At 66.1% G+C, this 13,665-nt stretch carries 17 protein-coding genes; 9 read left to right on the top strand and 8 right to left on the bottom strand.

Features of this window, described 5'->3' with window-relative positions:
• The first annotated feature begins 137 nt into the window (after positions 1 to 137).
• Together LDH74_RS00375 and LDH74_RS00370 are read left to right on the top strand one after the other, a co-directional pair.
• Positions 138 to 530: a DUF5802 family protein gene (locus LDH74_RS00375; protein ID WP_226042579.1), complete on the top strand. Its 393-nt coding sequence runs from the start codon at positions 138 to 140 to the stop codon at positions 528 to 530.
• Between the two features lie 29 nt (positions 531 to 559).
• On the top strand, positions 560 to 1,489 hold the full coding sequence (locus tag LDH74_RS00370; RefSeq protein ID WP_226040658.1) for a Vms1/Ankzf1 family peptidyl-tRNA hydrolase: 930 nt from the start codon (positions 560 to 562) through the stop codon (positions 1,487 to 1,489).
• Positions 1,490 to 1,516: 27 nt separating this feature from the next.
• Here LDH74_RS00370 and LDH74_RS00365 read toward each other — a convergent pair whose 3' ends face one another.
• Entirely contained in the window at positions 1,517 to 1,711 is a 195-nt protein-coding gene (locus LDH74_RS00365) for a hypothetical protein (RefSeq protein WP_226040657.1), read from the bottom strand.
• Between the two features lie 148 nt (positions 1,712 to 1,859).
• Positions 1,860 to 3,236, bottom strand: coding sequence for an MFS transporter (locus tag LDH74_RS00360; protein ID WP_226040656.1), 1,377 nt, complete (start codon positions 3,234 to 3,236; stop codon positions 1,860 to 1,862).
• Between the two features lie 125 nt (positions 3,237 to 3,361).
• On the opposite strand from LDH74_RS00360, the gene LDH74_RS00355 reads away from it, so the two are divergent.
• From LDH74_RS00355 to LDH74_RS00345, 3 genes are all read left to right on the top strand, one after another.
• Positions 3,362 to 4,381, top strand: coding sequence for a DUF1611 domain-containing protein (locus LDH74_RS00355; RefSeq protein ID WP_226040655.1), 1,020 nt, complete (start codon positions 3,362 to 3,364; stop codon positions 4,379 to 4,381).
• Position 4,382: 1 nt separating this feature from the next.
• Positions 4,383 to 5,441 carry a dipeptide epimerase gene (locus LDH74_RS00350; RefSeq protein WP_226040654.1) on the top strand — a complete coding sequence of 353 codons (1,059 nt, stop codon included), beginning with the start codon at positions 4,383 to 4,385 and terminating at the stop codon, positions 5,439 to 5,441.
• A gap of 112 nt (positions 5,442 to 5,553) precedes the next feature.
• Entirely contained in the window at positions 5,554 to 6,435 is an 882-nt protein-coding gene (locus LDH74_RS00345; protein WP_226040653.1) for a hypothetical protein, read from the top strand.
• A gap of 74 nt (positions 6,436 to 6,509) precedes the next feature.
• Here the strand turns inward: LDH74_RS00345 and LDH74_RS00340 are convergent, their stop codons facing one another.
• The 4 genes from LDH74_RS00340 to LDH74_RS00330 all read right to left on the bottom strand — a co-directional run bounded on the left by LDH74_RS00340 (position 6,510) and on the right by LDH74_RS00330 (position 9,400).
• Positions 6,510 to 6,956 (bottom strand): ATP-binding protein, encoded by a 447-nt coding sequence (locus LDH74_RS00340; RefSeq protein WP_226040652.1) that lies wholly within the window; start codon positions 6,954 to 6,956, stop codon positions 6,510 to 6,512.
• Between the two features lie 67 nt (positions 6,957 to 7,023).
• On the bottom strand, positions 7,024 to 7,158 hold the full coding sequence (locus tag LDH74_RS26400) for a hypothetical protein (RefSeq protein ID WP_255680874.1): 135 nt from the start codon (positions 7,156 to 7,158) through the stop codon (positions 7,024 to 7,026).
• A gap of 75 nt (positions 7,159 to 7,233) precedes the next feature.
• Positions 7,234 to 8,277 (bottom strand): hypothetical protein, encoded by a 1,044-nt coding sequence (locus LDH74_RS00335; RefSeq protein ID WP_226040651.1) that lies wholly within the window; start codon positions 8,275 to 8,277, stop codon positions 7,234 to 7,236.
• Positions 8,278 to 8,347: 70 nt separating this feature from the next.
• On the bottom strand, positions 8,348 to 9,400 hold the full coding sequence (locus tag LDH74_RS00330; protein WP_226040650.1) for a hypothetical protein: 1,053 nt from the start codon (positions 9,398 to 9,400) through the stop codon (positions 8,348 to 8,350).
• 234 nt (positions 9,401 to 9,634) lie between these two features.
• Here LDH74_RS00330 and LDH74_RS00325 point away from each other — a divergent pair, with 234 nt between their 5' ends.
• Positions 9,635 to 10,147, top strand: coding sequence for an FxLYD domain-containing protein (locus tag LDH74_RS00325; protein ID WP_226040649.1), 513 nt, complete (start codon positions 9,635 to 9,637; stop codon positions 10,145 to 10,147).
• A 54-nt stretch (positions 10,148 to 10,201) separates the two neighbouring features.
• Here LDH74_RS00325 and LDH74_RS00320 read toward each other — a convergent pair whose 3' ends face one another.
• Together LDH74_RS00320 and LDH74_RS00315 are read right to left on the bottom strand one after the other, a co-directional pair.
• Positions 10,202 to 10,549: a hypothetical protein gene (locus tag LDH74_RS00320; protein ID WP_226040648.1), complete on the bottom strand. Its 348-nt coding sequence runs from the start codon at positions 10,547 to 10,549 to the stop codon at positions 10,202 to 10,204.
• A 152-nt stretch (positions 10,550 to 10,701) separates the two neighbouring features.
• Entirely contained in the window at positions 10,702 to 11,580 is an 879-nt protein-coding gene (locus LDH74_RS00315) for a PspA/IM30 family protein (RefSeq protein ID WP_226040647.1), read from the bottom strand.
• Positions 11,581 to 11,656: 76 nt separating this feature from the next.
• Here LDH74_RS00315 and LDH74_RS00310 point away from each other — a divergent pair, with 76 nt between their 5' ends.
• The 3 genes from LDH74_RS00310 (at position 11,657) to LDH74_RS00300 (ending at position 13,653) form a co-directional block, all read left to right on the top strand.
• A complete protein-coding gene (locus LDH74_RS00310) occupies positions 11,657 to 11,884 on the top strand; it encodes a hypothetical protein (protein WP_226040646.1) in 228 nt (75 codons plus the stop codon).
• Between the two features lie 87 nt (positions 11,885 to 11,971).
• Positions 11,972 to 12,586, top strand: coding sequence for an alpha/beta hydrolase (locus LDH74_RS00305; RefSeq protein WP_226040645.1), 615 nt, complete (start codon positions 11,972 to 11,974; stop codon positions 12,584 to 12,586).
• A gap of 146 nt (positions 12,587 to 12,732) precedes the next feature.
• Complete coding sequence (locus LDH74_RS00300) at positions 12,733 to 13,653, top strand: FRG domain-containing protein (protein WP_226040644.1); 921 nt, start codon at positions 12,733 to 12,735, stop codon at positions 13,651 to 13,653.
• Positions 13,654 to 13,665 lie beyond the last annotated feature (12 nt).

The following is a 13,665-nucleotide window of genomic DNA, read 5'->3' as shown; positions in this document are numbered from 1 at the left end:
ATCTAATAGGATCGATCCGCGACCGATCCTTCCGAACATTGCCCGAGCGACCGCCGAACGGAGAACGCACTGATAGCGCGTCGGGATAAACCTACCCGCCAACAGTTATATCACTTCGGGCCATGGTATCTATTACCATGTTCGAGGTGTTCTCGCGAAGCTATTATCTCGGACGTCTCTACGTGACCCCGACGGACGGGGAACACGCACTCATGCACAGCGACCAGCACGAACGCATCAACGAGGAAGTGTACGCTACCGGCGACGGCCTCGAGCGACTCGACGCGCCGCTGGTGATGAAACTCGAGACCAGTCACTTCCCGGTTCACGGAGCGGACGCCGTCCCGGCGAACACGCTCGCGTTGCCGGAGTCGATGCTCGAGGGGACCGACGTCCGGAACCCTCCCTCACTCCGGGAGGTGTTTCTGGCCCGGCGCGAGCGCGCCCGTCAGCTGCTCTCGTTCGCCGGCGGCTTGCGAGCCGACAACGTGGGGCCGACCGGTGACGAGCCGCCGAGCGCCGGAACCTAGAAGTAGCCACGCTTCCCGATTTCGGTCGGATGCTCGATAGGTTACTCGGCCGCACCTCTCTCAACGCTCGCATCGACGAACTCGAAGAGAAAAACGAGCGGTTGCGAAAGCGCTACGAGGCCGAATCCGAACGGCGGGCCGAGGCCGCCACCGCACGACAGGACGCCGAAGAGCGGATCAACCGGCTCGAGGATCGGATCGCCCAACTCGAGGGCGAACTCGAGCGAGTGGACGCGAACGAGACCGAACTGACCGTCCGACGCCGCGACCAGCTTCGCGGCCCCCGGCTCGAGGCGGTCCTCGACCTGCTGGCGTCCCTCCGAACGGGTCCCGAAGGCGCGCTGACTGCCGGCGTGGACGACGCGGTGCCCGAATCGGTCCGTGCGGATCTGGACGACGTGCTCGGCGATCGAGTTGCGCTCGTCGACGACGCCGCGCCGTGTCTGTGCTGCGTCGACGACGCCGGATTGCTCGCCGTGACGCTCGAGCCGCCGATCACCCCCGGCGTCGGCGCGGCCTGGCGCGATCGGTTCGCCCTCGAGCGGGAGTGGTTCCTGCCGACCGGCCGACACGCGGTCGCGCTGGTCCGGACCGATCTGTTCGCCCTCGGCGTCTACGAGGACGACGAGCGCGTCGACTACCGGGGCTTCGAGAGCGACGTCAAGGGGAGTCACTCGAAGGGCGGGTTCTCGCAGGCCCGGTTCGAGCGGATTCGCGACGGGCAGATCGACGACCACCTCGAGCGCTGTCGCGACGCGCTGGCGGCGTACGAACCGGGGGGCGAACGGGCCGACACGCCGCTCTATCTCGTCGGGCAGCGAGGCACCGTCGACGCGCTCGTCGACGAATCGGGACTCGAGCCGACCGCGACGGCCGCCGTCGACGCGACCGGCGATCCGAAGCCGGCGCTCGCGGATGCCGTCCGGTCGTTCTGGACGACGGAGCTTCGGGTGCTGTGAGTCCGCGCTTCGGACGATATCGGACCGTCAGTAGCCGCCGCCGTCGTCGAAACAGCGACCGCATCTGTTCGCGTCCGCGTCACTGACCGCCCGCTCGACGGGAACCAGTCGGAGATCGTCGTGAGCGACGTGGGAGGTCGCTCCGCAGGTCGTCTGGAAGTCGGAACGGCCGGATTCGTGCCGGTGGATCTTGTTCGTCGTCTCGTTCAGGACGCCATTCATGGTGCAAGTTAACACAGTTCAGCAACATAAGCCCACCGACCGTTGATTTCGGTTTATCGGGTCGGTCGGCTACCGGTAGTCGTTGCGGGCAGTGAAATAGTACTGCCAATAGATCGCGAGGGCGAAACAATCGCCCGAGAGCGGCCCGCTACTCCTCGCGGTTTGCTGCCTGCATCGCGATCTCGTCGCCGACCGTCTCGACCCCGCCTTCGGGTTCCGGCGGTGCTGTTACGGCGCGACCGCCGCCCGAAAGCGCCTCGAGCGAGACGACCAGGGCCGCACCGAGGAGGACGAGTCCACCTGCGACGCCGAACGCCACGGTGTAGCCGAGAGTGGCAATCCACCCGCCGAGGACGCCGCCGAGCGCGCCGCCCAGTGCCCCCAGCGCGACGTAGGCCCCGAGTACCTCCCCGCGGAGGCCCGGCGGCGCGAGCCGGGTAACGATCGCCGTCCCGATGACGGCGATCCCCGCCCACGTGATTCCGATAAGGGCGAGGACGATACCGGCGGTTCCGAAGGCGACGGTCGCAGCCAGCCCCGCCACACCGACGGTTACCGGGAACAACACTCCTCTCGCGGCGAGGACGCCGGTCTGCAGGAGCCGAACGTCGTACCGCCCCGAAAGCCGTCCGGCAGCCTCGTAACAGACCGCGGAGCCGAGGCTCGAGGCCAGATAGAGCGCGAATACCTGTCCCGAATCGAAGCCGGCGTCGGTCAGGAACAGCGGGAGCGGTGCCCAGAAGGCGGCCGAGCCGGTAAAGAAGAACGCCCCGGCGACGAAGTACGTGGCCATCGGCGGCTCGAGGTGGGTCGCGAGTCGTCGGGGATCGATTCCGCGCGTCGACCAGTAGAGTCGGGTCGGCGAGAACGAGACCGTGGCCCCTCTGACGCCCCGGCTGGAGCTCGCGAGGAGCCGACCGATCCGACGAGCAGCGCGCTCGTCCGTGACGTGAGCCGACGGTTCTGGCCGTGGGAGTGTTCGCGCCGCCAGGATCGCACTCATACCGGCGCAGGCCGCGAGCACCCAGCACAGCGTCCGCGTGATCTCGTCGGCCGCGAGCAGTCGACTCCCGACGGCCGGCCAGACCGTGCCGATGACGAGGCCGCCGGCCCAGCCGTAGCCCTGATACTTGTTTACGAGCCCGATCCGTTCGCTCCACTGGGATTCCGGGGCGTCGTCGACGACGAGCATTGTCAGGACCGGCCCGATCGACGAGACGAACAACCAGAGGACCGCGTTCGCGGCGATAACCGCCGAAATTGAGGTGAGAAAGGGGATCGCGGCCAGCGAAACCGCGACGCCGATCAGGGTCGCGAGCACCAGCAATCGGCGGTGGGCGACCCGGTTCGCGAGGCGGCCGAACGCGATCGCCCCGGGTGCGGCGACGCCAGCGGCCGTCGCCGCCAGCACGCCCAGCTGGACCGGCGATGCACCGAGTTCCACGATGTAGAGCGGGACCAGAAGGGACGCGCCGCCGAACGCGACCGAGCCGAGTCCCCACGCGCCGAGCCAGCGATCCGCCATGACGCGTCCCTTGGACGCGAACAGGTAAGTTGTGGCGATCGTCGATCCCGTCCAACGTCGATTCGACCCACCGTTTTCGGAGCCGTCAGCCGGAAGTTCAAGTACTCCCTCGTCCATTTCCGGGTATGCGAATCGCGATCCTCGCCCACGAGAGGTTCCCCGACCGGGCCAAGACCGCCCTCGGCGTCCTCCGGTACGCCGACCACGACGTCGTCGCCGTCCTCGACCGGAAGAACGGCGGTCGACGCGTCTCCGACTTCGTCCCGGACGTGCAGGACGCACCGATCGTCGCCGGGATGGCCGACATCGAACCGGCCGCCGTCGACGCCCTGCTGATCGGCATCGCCCCGATCGGCGGCGGCTTCGACGAGAGCTGGCGCGAAGACGTTCGGACGGCCCTCGAGGACGGCTGTGACGTGATCTCGGGACTACACACGTTCCTCGCCGACGACGAGGAGTTCGCCCGGTTGGCGGCCGAAAACGACTGCGAGATTCGAGACGTTCGGAAGCCGCCGGCGGATCTCACGGTCAGCCAGGGCGTCGCGAGCGAGGTCGCCGCCGAGGTGATCCTCACCGTCGGCACCGACTGCTCGGTCGGCAAGATGACGACCACGATGGAACTAGCCCGCGACGCCCGCGCGGCCGGCCACGACGCAGCCGTGATCCCGACGGGCCAGACCGGAATCATGATCGAGGGCTGGGGCACCCCGATCGACCGCGTCGTCAGCGACTTCACCGCGGGCGCGGTCGAGGAGATGATCCTCGAAAAGGGCGACGAGCACGACTACCTCTTCGTCGAGGGCCAGGGAAGCATCGTCCACCCGGCGTACTCGCCGGTCACCCTCGGAATCCTCCACGGGTCGATGGCCGATACGCTCGTGCTCTGTCACGAGGCCGGCCGGGAGTCGATCCACGGCTACGAGTCGTTCTCGCTGCCGTCGGTCCCCACCTACGTCGATCTCTACGAGAGCGTCGCCGAACCGGTCGCGGGGAGTCGGGTCGTCGCCGGTGCGATAAACACCGCCGCTCTCGAGGACGACGAGGACGCCCGCGAAGCAGTTGCGGCGTATGCCGACGCGCTCGGCGCGCCCGCGACCGACGTGATCCGCTTCGAGACCGACGAGTTGCTCGAGGAGCTCTGCTGAGATGGCCCTCGAGACCTCGTTCGAACGGCGCTCGCTGCCCCTCGAGTACCCCTTCGGAATCGCCCGCGGGACGACGACCGAGACACCGGTCGTTTTCGTCCGGATCGGAGACGCGGCCGACGACGGCCCAACTGGTATCGGCGCTGCCGCACCGTCCGCTCACTACGGCGAGACCGCCGCCACGGTCGAAGCCGTCCTGCCCGACTTGCTGGCGGTCGTCGAGGACATCGGCGATCCTCACCAACTCGAGCGAATCGAACGGCGGCTGCGCGAGACCGTTCGGCGGAACCCGTCGGCCCGTACCGCGGTGAGCATCGCGCTTCACGACCTCGTTGCGAAACGACTCGAGGTCCCACTGTATCGCTACTGGGGACTCGATCCGGCGGAGACGCTCGAGACGTCGTACACCATCGGCCTCGACGACCTCGAGACGATGCGCGAGAAGACCGAGACGGCGCTCGAACGCGGGTACGGCACGCTGAAGGTCAAACTCGGCACCGAGCGCGATCTCGAGATCATCCGAACGATTCGGTCGGTCGCGCCGGACGTTCGGTTGTTCGTCGACGCGAACGAGGCCTGGACGCCCCGCGAGGCGGTCGCGAAGATCGAACGGCTCGCCGAGTTCGACCTCGCGTTCGTCGAACAGCCGGTCCCCGCGGAAGACCCCGAGGGGCTCCGGTTCGTCTCCGAGCACTCGGCGCTGCCGATCGCCGCCGACGAGTCCTGCGTGACGCTCGCGGATATTCCGCGGATCGCCGACCGCTGTGACATCGCGAACCTGAAACTGATGAAATGCGGCGGGCTAGGGGAAGCCAAGCGGATGATTCACGCCGCCCGCGCTCACGGCCTCGAGGTCATGTGCGGCTGTATGACCGAATCCGACGCCTCGATCGCGGCGGCCTGTCACCTCGCGCCGCTGCTGGACTACGCCGACCTCGACGGCTCGCTGTTGCTGGCCGACGACCCCGCCGACGGCGTCCCGATGCCCGACGGCCGGATCGACCTCGCCGGCCTCGAGCGGCCGGGGACGGGTGCCGTCCTCGAGTCCGAATTCGACTGAGTGGGGGGTTCGAGCGTCCGCGTCCGAGACCGATCGAGGAGTCACCGACGACGACTGTCAGCGCGAGCGCCAACGGGGTTTCATTGCGGTCGTCGGCGTGGGACGTGCTGGTATGGACGACAGTGACGACGATCGACTCGTGTCCCGTCGGGCGCTATTACGGGCGTCGGCCGGGACGGTCGCGCTCTCGGCGGTCGGCAGCGCGCGAGCCGGTGGAAATGGTGGCGGCGAGCCATCGGTCGAACCGCGGTTCGATCGGGATTGCTCGGACGCGACCCTCGAGCCCGGAATGGCACACTGCGAGGGGACGAGTATGGAGGGGTGTGCTGACGACCATCCGGCGACGACCGAACTCCGATCGGGCGTCGCGGAGAGTCTCGAGACCCGGTTTCCCGACGTCAGTGCGTTGATCGACGCGGGGTTCAAGCCGTACTTCGACACGCTCGAGACGGGGGACGACAGCTGGTCGCACTGGCTCAGTCCGGATTTCATCGGTGATGACGAGATTCTGAACCCGGAACGCCCCGAATCGGTCCTCGTCGACAACGAATCATGGCGATCGATGGGCGTCATGTTCATCGCGACGAGCGGCGGGGAACCGGTCGAGCCACCGGCAGTGTACGGTGCAGACGAGTCCACAGAGCGGTGTTCGCCGTGGCACGCCCACACCGGCCTCCCGGGGCGATTCGGTTGGTGGTACTACCGGCAGGCCTACGAGCGCGAGTTCGCGGACGGCGACCTCGAGTTCCCCTGTCGAACGCCCTGTATGCTCCACGTCTGGACCGTCGACCACCCCGAGAGCGTCTACGCACACGACGCGCCCCCGCAGGAAGATCGCGATCTGTCGCCCGCCGACGATCCCGAGTTCGATACCGACGCCGTCCCCGGGGCGGACGAACTCGGCTGGGACGTGCTTCCGAACGAACTCGTTCCCGAACGGACGCCCAACGAATTCTCCCTGCCCGATCCCTTCGGCATCGATCTCGGGCTGTGATCCGCGGTCGAGAACCGTAGCGAGCCGTCGTACTCCCTCACGCAGGCGGTAGCGCGCTTGACCGCGATGCGCCGTCAGTCGAGCCAGGCCTCGAGCGCGGTAACGATCCGATCGACCACCTCGGTCGGACCAAACTCGTCGGTATCTATCTCGAGGTCGGCGTCCGGCGCTTCGAACTCCCGAAAAACGACGTGAACGCCCTGTTCGGAGATCGCATCCGCTCGCTCCCGATTGCGCTCGAGGCAGGTCTCGAGACTCGCAGTTACGAGGACGAACCGAACGTCACCGAGTGTCCGAAACCCGGTCTGCCACTCCCGGCGGTAGAACGTGCCGTCGACGATCGTAATCCCGTCCGCGGGAGTCTCGGCGACTCGCTCGGCCAGTTGCTCGTAGGTGCGACTCGAAAAGTCGTCGGAGTGGAACAGCCGAACCGGGCGGTCCCGTTCCTCGAGTCGGCGGCGAACGCGGGTCGCGATGGTGGTCTTTCCGGCACCCGGTGGCCCGCAGATGACGACGATCACGCACGCCGGTAGCGGCCGGGGCTATATCGGTCGTGGAATTCGCGACGAGAGATCGCGAGGAGCCCCTTCAGACGATCGACGAACCCGTGGTTTTGGCCTCGAGGTTCGCGAGACACTGCCGACAGTACGAGTAGAAGGGGTCGTTTTCGGTCCCGCAGACCGAACACCGCTGTCGCTCCGTCTGTTCGGACGAGGTCGACATACCCGTCGATTGGGGCTGGAGAGGAATAGCCGCTGGGCTACCGTGTGCAAGCGTGCTCGACGAGGATCGTCGGCCTCACCCGAGATCATCGTCGCGCGCGGACTCCCGGAGGATGAACGGCCCCATCGCGAGCGTCCGCTTGGCGACGGTCGCGATCCGGAGGATGTAGACGATGAAGATCACGAAGGGAGCGATACCGACGACGAAGCCCGCGCTGGTCAGCCAGACGAGGTTGTCGACCCCCAGCGTCGTCCCCGGGAGCGCGTTGGCGTCGACGTACATCAACATGAGTCCCATCACCGTCAGCGCCGGCACCGCCACGTACAGCAGCGCTCGCGAGAGGTTGATCAGCTCCCACTGGAAGTACAGCGTCTTGAAGTGCTCGCGGGCCGGGCCGAAGAGCTTGAGCACGGTGATCATCTCGTCGATCTCCTCGTCGGCTTCGTCCGAAAGCTCCTCGCCGTGATCGGCACGGATCCGGCGGGCATCGTAGATCTTCCGGGAGTAGTTGAACGCGAGCGCGTTCCAGATCACCTCGAAGGTGCCGAACTGGGCGTCCTCGAGGTTGCCCTTGACCGTCCGGGCGTTGCCGATTACGTCGTCGGCGTAGTCGCGGATCCGTTCCTGAAGATCGTCGCTGAGGTCAGTGTCTCCTGCCACCGCCGACTCGAAGTCGGCCGCCTCGTCCTCGATTCCGTCGACGAGTTCGTAGAGGAACCCCGCGGGCTCCGGTGGCGTCACGTCACCCTTGAGCTTGTCCTCGGTATCTCGGCGGAAGTTCATCGCCTCCTCCATGCGCTCGCGCTGGTCGCCGACCGCGCCGAGTTCCTGGGAGAGCACCAGCTGATTGATCGTGACGACGATCGACGTGCCGGTGATGATCGCGCCGATGAACGCCGAGAAGATCCAGAAGGTGCCGTTGCTGGACGCGACGATCACGCGCAGCGGTGTGAGACCGATCTGGCTGAGTCCGACGAGGACGCCGTAGACGATCGCGAGCACGATCCCCGTGAACAGCCAGCGGTTCAGACGCAATAGAAGATAGAGGCGCGGACCGTTCAACTGATCGTGTTCGCTCGATCCGCCGCCCTCGTCGACGTTCGAATCCGAAGTATCCATCCGGCGATCGGAATCGACCACAACGGTGGACAAAAGCGTGTCGCACGAGCGGCGACGGGCCGAAAAGCGGCTATCGCTGGTCACCGTGACTCACGTTGAACGGCCCCTCATCGGGATCCTTCTGGGGGACCATCGGGCCGACCGACGCGGTCCGGCGCGTGATGGTCGCCGTCCGGAGGATGTAGGAGACGAGCAGGGCGAGCGGCGAGAGCGTGATGAGAATCAACGCGCTCACGACGTAGGGGAGCACGACGGCGCTGACGCTCGGTCCGGTCACGTCGGCGTAGAGGAAGCCGATCAGGATCGCCGACAGGATCGACGGCACGCCACAGTACACCGTGAGCTGCGAGAACCGGGTGAGCTCCTGTTGCAGGTAGGTCGTTTTGAACTGCTCTCGAGCCACGTGGAACAGCTCCAGGGACTCGATCAGATCGTCGAGTTGCTCCATCGCGGCCGGCGACAGCGAGTCCGTGTACTCGCCGCGCAGGTGCGTTCCGACGTACAGATGCCAGGATTCGTCGTACGTGATCGCCGCCGAAACGGCCGAGAACGTGTCGAATTTGGAGTCCCCTATTCGGTCCTCGATCCGATCCGTCCGTTCCTGAACGCTGTTCGTGTACCGAACGACCGTTTCGCGCAGCTCCTCGTCGTCGTGCGTCGCGACGGCGTCGGCGAGCCCGACAGCGTCGTGGTGGATCGATTCGACGATCAACTCGAGCACCCGCGTGGGCGACGCCGGGGTCGCGGGAACGGCCGCGTCGTCCGCAACGGCCTGCCGGAACTCGATGACCCCGTCGAGTCGCTTGCGGGCCTTGCCCGCCGCGCTGAACTCCTGAGAGAGGATGAGCTGGTTGACCGAGACGACCAGCGTCACGAGCGAGAACGTGCCCGCGATCATCCCGCTGGCGACGCGCGTCACGGAGTTCGGGTTGACGAAGGTGATGACGCCGAGTTCGTACAGCCCGACGAGGAGAACGAAGATGGCGATCAAAACCGTCGCCGCGACGGTCAACCGATTGCCCTCGACCAGAAACCACTCGCGGAACCGCGTCACGGACCCCGATTCCGTCCCAATATCGGCCCCGTAGGACTCGAGCGCCTCGTCGGTCTCGGAGGACCCCATAGCGATACGTTCCACCGACCCGACAATAAGAGCCGTCGTTGCAGACAACGGTCAGGACACCTGCCGCCGTCGGCCCGACGCGGCGGAGAGCGGCATCCGCGGGACCGACCGGCTCGCTGTCGACGTGGTGACTCGAGAACGAGCGCTTCAAGGCCTACACTGAAATGCGTCCGCGGTGTCGAACCGATACATGCACGGTGACGGAACGAACTCGCGGACGAGCGCTCGGCGGCGATGACCGGGGCAGAACCGACGAGCAGGCGGCGAGTACTCGCGACACTGGGGTCGGGTATCGCGGCCGCAGCCGCGGGCTGTCTCGGCGGTAACGGCGGTCTCGGCGGCCAACCGACCTACGAGGACGGCACCGTTAGCGGGATCAACGAAAGCAACGTCTCCGATCGGTCGACGAGCGAGATGTCCACGGCAGCGTCGCTCGCCCAACAGCAGCCCAGCAACGCGGTGACGCCGCTCAACCCGATCTCGCTGCGTAGCCACGAGTTCGTCGTCGAGAGCGGCTATCTCGGCTCGACGATTCAGGGAACCGTCGAAAACACGGGAACCGATCGGATCCAGACCGTCGAAGTACGAACGCGCGTCTACGACGACGGCGGAAACATGCTCGGCCGCTATCTCGCCAGCACCGGCGACCTCAACGGCGGCTCGACCTGGGAGTTTCAGGTGATCGTCCTCGAGGCGCCGTCGGACGTCGCAAGCTACGATATCACCGTTCTGGGTACGCCCTCCTGAACGTCCTGATTCTGGGCGTTCAGGCTGCCCCAGCGAGACGGTATCAACCTGCGATCAGTCGGGCGATCCGTTCAGTAGTTCGTCGGCGACTTCCTCGTAGACCGTCTCGGCGCTGACGGCGAGCGTGTACGCCGGTCGCCCCTTCCCCGTCGGCGACGTTTCCGCCGGGCTGACTTCGTCGACGAGACCCTCGTCCTCGAGTCGGTACAGCGATCGGATCACGTCTGCCTCGGTGATCGTCCCGACGACCTCCGTGTCGACCTCGGGGAGGTGTCGCTGGCAGTGCCGTCGCAGTTCGTGCGTCTGGACCGGCGTCTCGTCCTCGCTGGCGAGTTCGGTGACCGCGAGCAGGATCACCTGATTGGTCAGCGAGATGGATTCGAACGGCGACTCGTTGCTCATAGGACACACTTGATCATGAACGATGGTAACCGTTTCTCTCCCTCCCAGAGAGACAGAATCGCAGTTCCTCGCCAGGAACGCATAGACGCCCCGCTCACCGGCGTATCGACGCCTCGCCCCTTCTACGGCCCGACATCGTCAACCGGTCCCGGTTAAGCGTTCTCTTCGTCCTGTAACTCCGCGAGTTCGGCCTCGACCTCTTCCTGATCCTCGCCCTCGAGCTCCGTGAGTTCCTCCTCGTCGACCTCGCCGTCGGCATCGGAGTCGGCAGCGGCGTCGGACTCGGTCTCGGAGTCGACCGCCGCGTCGGTCTCGCCGGCGGCTTCGGATTCGCCCGCTCCGACCTCGGATTTGAGCGTCTCGAGTTCGGCTTCGACGCCGCTGTCGGTCGAGAGCTGCTCGAGTTCGCGGTCGATGTTGTCCTTGTCGGAGAGGACGTCCTCGAACGCGCCGGACTCGTGGAGTTCGTCCATCGCGGCAGCGCGGGCCTCCATGTCCTCGGTCTGCTCCTCGGCGCGCTCGATGGCGCGGCCGACGTCCTCGAACTCCTCGCCGGTGGCCGTCATCGCCTCCGAAACCGTTGAACTGGCCTTCGCGGCCTCGTGACGGGCCTTCATGGTCTCTTTCTTGGTCCGGAACTCCTCGATGCGGCTCTGGAGTTCGTCTTTCTGTTCGATCAACCGGTCTTGCTGGTTCTGCAGGTCCGAGATCTGCCGCTCCAGGTCCTCGATCTGGTTCATCTTCGTCTTCTTCTTCTCGAGGGCCTTTCGCGCCAGATCTTCCCGGTCCTGCTGGACCGCCGTTCGGGCCTGCCCGTTGTGTTTCTCGACGTTTTCCTCGAGGCGGCGTTTCTGCATCTCGAGGCGCTTTTTCTGCGTGGTCAGATCGGCGATGCCCCGTTTGACCTGCTGGAGCTGGTCGCGCATCTGCTCGTAGGAGTAGTCGAGCGTTTCGGTCGGATCCTCCGCCCGGTTGAGCACCGAGTTGAGCTTCGACCGGATGACGTAGGAAGTCCGAGAGAGGATGCCCATACTCGCAACGTATCGTTCCCCGGCCTTAAAAACATCACTTCGGTAACAGTCCGCGACGAACGGAACGAACCCTGCAGTGAGAGACCGACGCCGTCCCGGTCCAGTCACGTCTCCGAGGGACCTCGAGGCGCTGGCGGCTCACGTCGCGCTCGAGGTGGACGGTATCGGTCACTGGACCGGACTGCTGGCTCTCGACACATCGGCCGTCCTGGCCGGGCTCGTGAGCTACGTTGGGCTCGGCGAGTACGACGGAGTTCGCATGCGCCGAACGTTCCGCGACCGCATCGGCACGCATCTCTCCTGAGCGGAGCGCGTTCCGGCCACCTCGAGTACCCCCTGGAGTGAGTATCCCGGAGAAGGCTTGATTATCGGTCGCTCACAACGACCGTCCATGACCGACGTCCTGATCCCCGGCGGTCGCGACGTTCGCGGGACGCTCGAGGAGCCGGCCGACGACCCGCGGGCGATCGTCGTCGCCTGTCCGCCACATCCACAACAGGGGGGTTCGCGAAGCGATCGGCGACTCGTCGCCGTCAGCGGCGTGCTGGTCGACGCCGAAATCGCCTGTCTGCGCTTCGATTACGGCCCGTGGGACGAGGGTCGCGGCGAGCGAGAAGACGTTCGAAACGCCGTCCGGTGGGCTCGCGAGTGGGGCAGCGACGAGAGGCTCCCGGTCGGCGTCTTCGGCTACAGCTTCGGCGCAACGCTCGCCCTGCTCGCGTCTGCCGACGCCGATCCCGACGCCGTCGCCGTCCTCGCACCGACAGTGGAACTGGGTGAGGACCTCGACGCACTCGCGGCGCTTTCTGTCCTCGAGGTGCCCGTTCACGTGCTCTCCGGCGAGCGAGATACGACCGTCGACTGGGAACCGATCGTCGAACGTGCACGCGAACGCGGCGACGCGGTCACCGCGCTATCGGGCGATCACTTCTTCGGCGGCGAGCACGACGAGATCGCGGGCGCAGTCGGCGGGTTTTTCGAGCGGACGCTACTCGAGTCGGTGTGATGGTGCGACGATCAGTCGGAATCGACGGGACTCTCGAGGGGAAGACAGTCACCGTCGAACTCGAGTAATCGTTTTCTCCGCGCCGCGAGTAGGCCGGACACTGTGGAACCGATGCTCGACCGAGGCCGACACGGCCGTGCGCACCGATGACGGCAGACCGTCCCGACTCGGTCCAGCGGGCCGACACGTGGACCGAGCTCCAGGAACTGATCACCCAGGAGATGTGGATGTCCGACATCGGCCGGCACCGTTCCCCCTACGTCTTCCGCGGCGTCCCGAACCAGTCGTTCAGCCTCGAGACCTCGATCACCCGGTTCGTCGGCGACTCCCGGAAGTGGCCCCTCGAGCCGTTGTTGCTACGCAACTTCGCCCAGTACGCGGCGAGCGAGATGGAAGAACCCCAGTCGGTCTGGCACCTGCTGGCGATCGCCCAGCACTACGGATTGCCGACTCGGCTGCTCGACTGGTCGTTCTCGCCGCTCGTCGCGGCGTACTTCGCCACTCGCACCGGCAACACTGACCACGACGGTGCGATCTGGGCCGTCGACTACCGGAAACTCCACGCCGACCTGCCCGACTACTACCAGTCCGTCCTCGAGATGACGGAGACGAACATGCTCGACACGCACCTCCTCTCGAACGCGATCCTCGAATACGAGATGAGCGAGGACCGTGCCGATGGCGACGGACCCGCGCCGGCACGCGATCTCGACGACGTCTCTCGGATACACGAACTGTGGCAGGAGCTGTGGGCACCCGACGCCGGCGAGTCCGACGAGGAGTACGTCATGTTCTTCCGGCCGCCCGCGATCGACGACCGCATCGTCGACCAGTCGGCCGTCTTCTCCTTCCAGTCGGATCCGCGAATAGTCCTCGGTCAGTGGCTCGAGGATCGCCCCGACTGCTATCGGAAAATCATCATTCCGGGTGATCGAAAACTCGAGTTCCGGGACAAGCTCGATCAGTTGAACGTCAACCACCGGACGCTGTTCCCCGGCCTCGAGGGACTGGCGACGTGGCTCAAGCAGTACTATCAGCCGCAGTCGGGGAGTGACTCGAGCGGGTGAACGGTGAGAGTA

The organism is Natrinema sp. DC36 (genome assembly GCF_020405225.1).
Taxonomy (GTDB): Archaea; Halobacteriota; Halobacteria; order Halobacteriales; family Natrialbaceae; genus Natrinema.
Note: the sequence above shows the minus strand (reverse complement) of the source record. Positions and strands in the feature narration are given on the sequence as shown.

Excerpts from the sequence above, each read along its gene's own strand:
- LDH74_RS00325 (WP_226040649.1), top strand. The coding sequence starts at position 9,635 with ATGACCGGGGCAGAACCGACGAGCAGGCGGCGAGTACTCGCGACACTG.
- LDH74_RS00355 (WP_226040655.1), top strand. The coding sequence starts at position 3,362 with ATGCGAATCGCGATCCTCGCCCACGAGAGGTTCCCCGACCGGGCCAAG.
- LDH74_RS00305 (WP_226040645.1), top strand. The coding sequence starts at position 11,972 with ATGACCGACGTCCTGATCCCCGGCGGTCGCGACGTTCGCGGGACGCTC.
- LDH74_RS00370 (WP_226040658.1), top strand. The coding sequence starts at position 560 with ATGCTCGATAGGTTACTCGGCCGCACCTCTCTCAACGCTCGCATCGAC.
- LDH74_RS00320 (WP_226040648.1), bottom strand. The coding sequence starts at position 10,549 with ATGAGCAACGAGTCGCCGTTCGAATCCATCTCGCTGACCAATCAGGTG.
- LDH74_RS00315 (WP_226040647.1), bottom strand. The coding sequence starts at position 11,580 with ATGGGCATCCTCTCTCGGACTTCCTACGTCATCCGGTCGAAGCTCAAC.
- LDH74_RS00360 (WP_226040656.1), bottom strand. The coding sequence starts at position 3,236 with ATGGCGGATCGCTGGCTCGGCGCGTGGGGACTCGGCTCGGTCGCGTTC.
- LDH74_RS00335 (WP_226040651.1), bottom strand. The coding sequence starts at position 8,277 with ATGGATACTTCGGATTCGAACGTCGACGAGGGCGGCGGATCGAGCGAA.
- LDH74_RS26400 (WP_255680874.1), bottom strand. The coding sequence starts at position 7,158 with ATGTCGACCTCGTCCGAACAGACGGAGCGACAGCGGTGTTCGGTCTGC.
- LDH74_RS00350 (WP_226040654.1), top strand. The coding sequence starts at position 4,383 with ATGGCCCTCGAGACCTCGTTCGAACGGCGCTCGCTGCCCCTCGAGTAC.
- LDH74_RS00375 (WP_226042579.1), top strand. The coding sequence starts at position 138 with ATGTTCGAGGTGTTCTCGCGAAGCTATTATCTCGGACGTCTCTACGTG.
- LDH74_RS00300 (WP_226040644.1), top strand. The coding sequence starts at position 12,733 with ATGACGGCAGACCGTCCCGACTCGGTCCAGCGGGCCGACACGTGGACC.
- LDH74_RS00365 (WP_226040657.1), bottom strand. The coding sequence starts at position 1,711 with ATGAATGGCGTCCTGAACGAGACGACGAACAAGATCCACCGGCACGAA.
- LDH74_RS00345 (WP_226040653.1), top strand. The coding sequence starts at position 5,554 with ATGGACGACAGTGACGACGATCGACTCGTGTCCCGTCGGGCGCTATTA.
- LDH74_RS00330 (WP_226040650.1), bottom strand. The coding sequence starts at position 9,400 with ATGGGGTCCTCCGAGACCGACGAGGCGCTCGAGTCCTACGGGGCCGAT.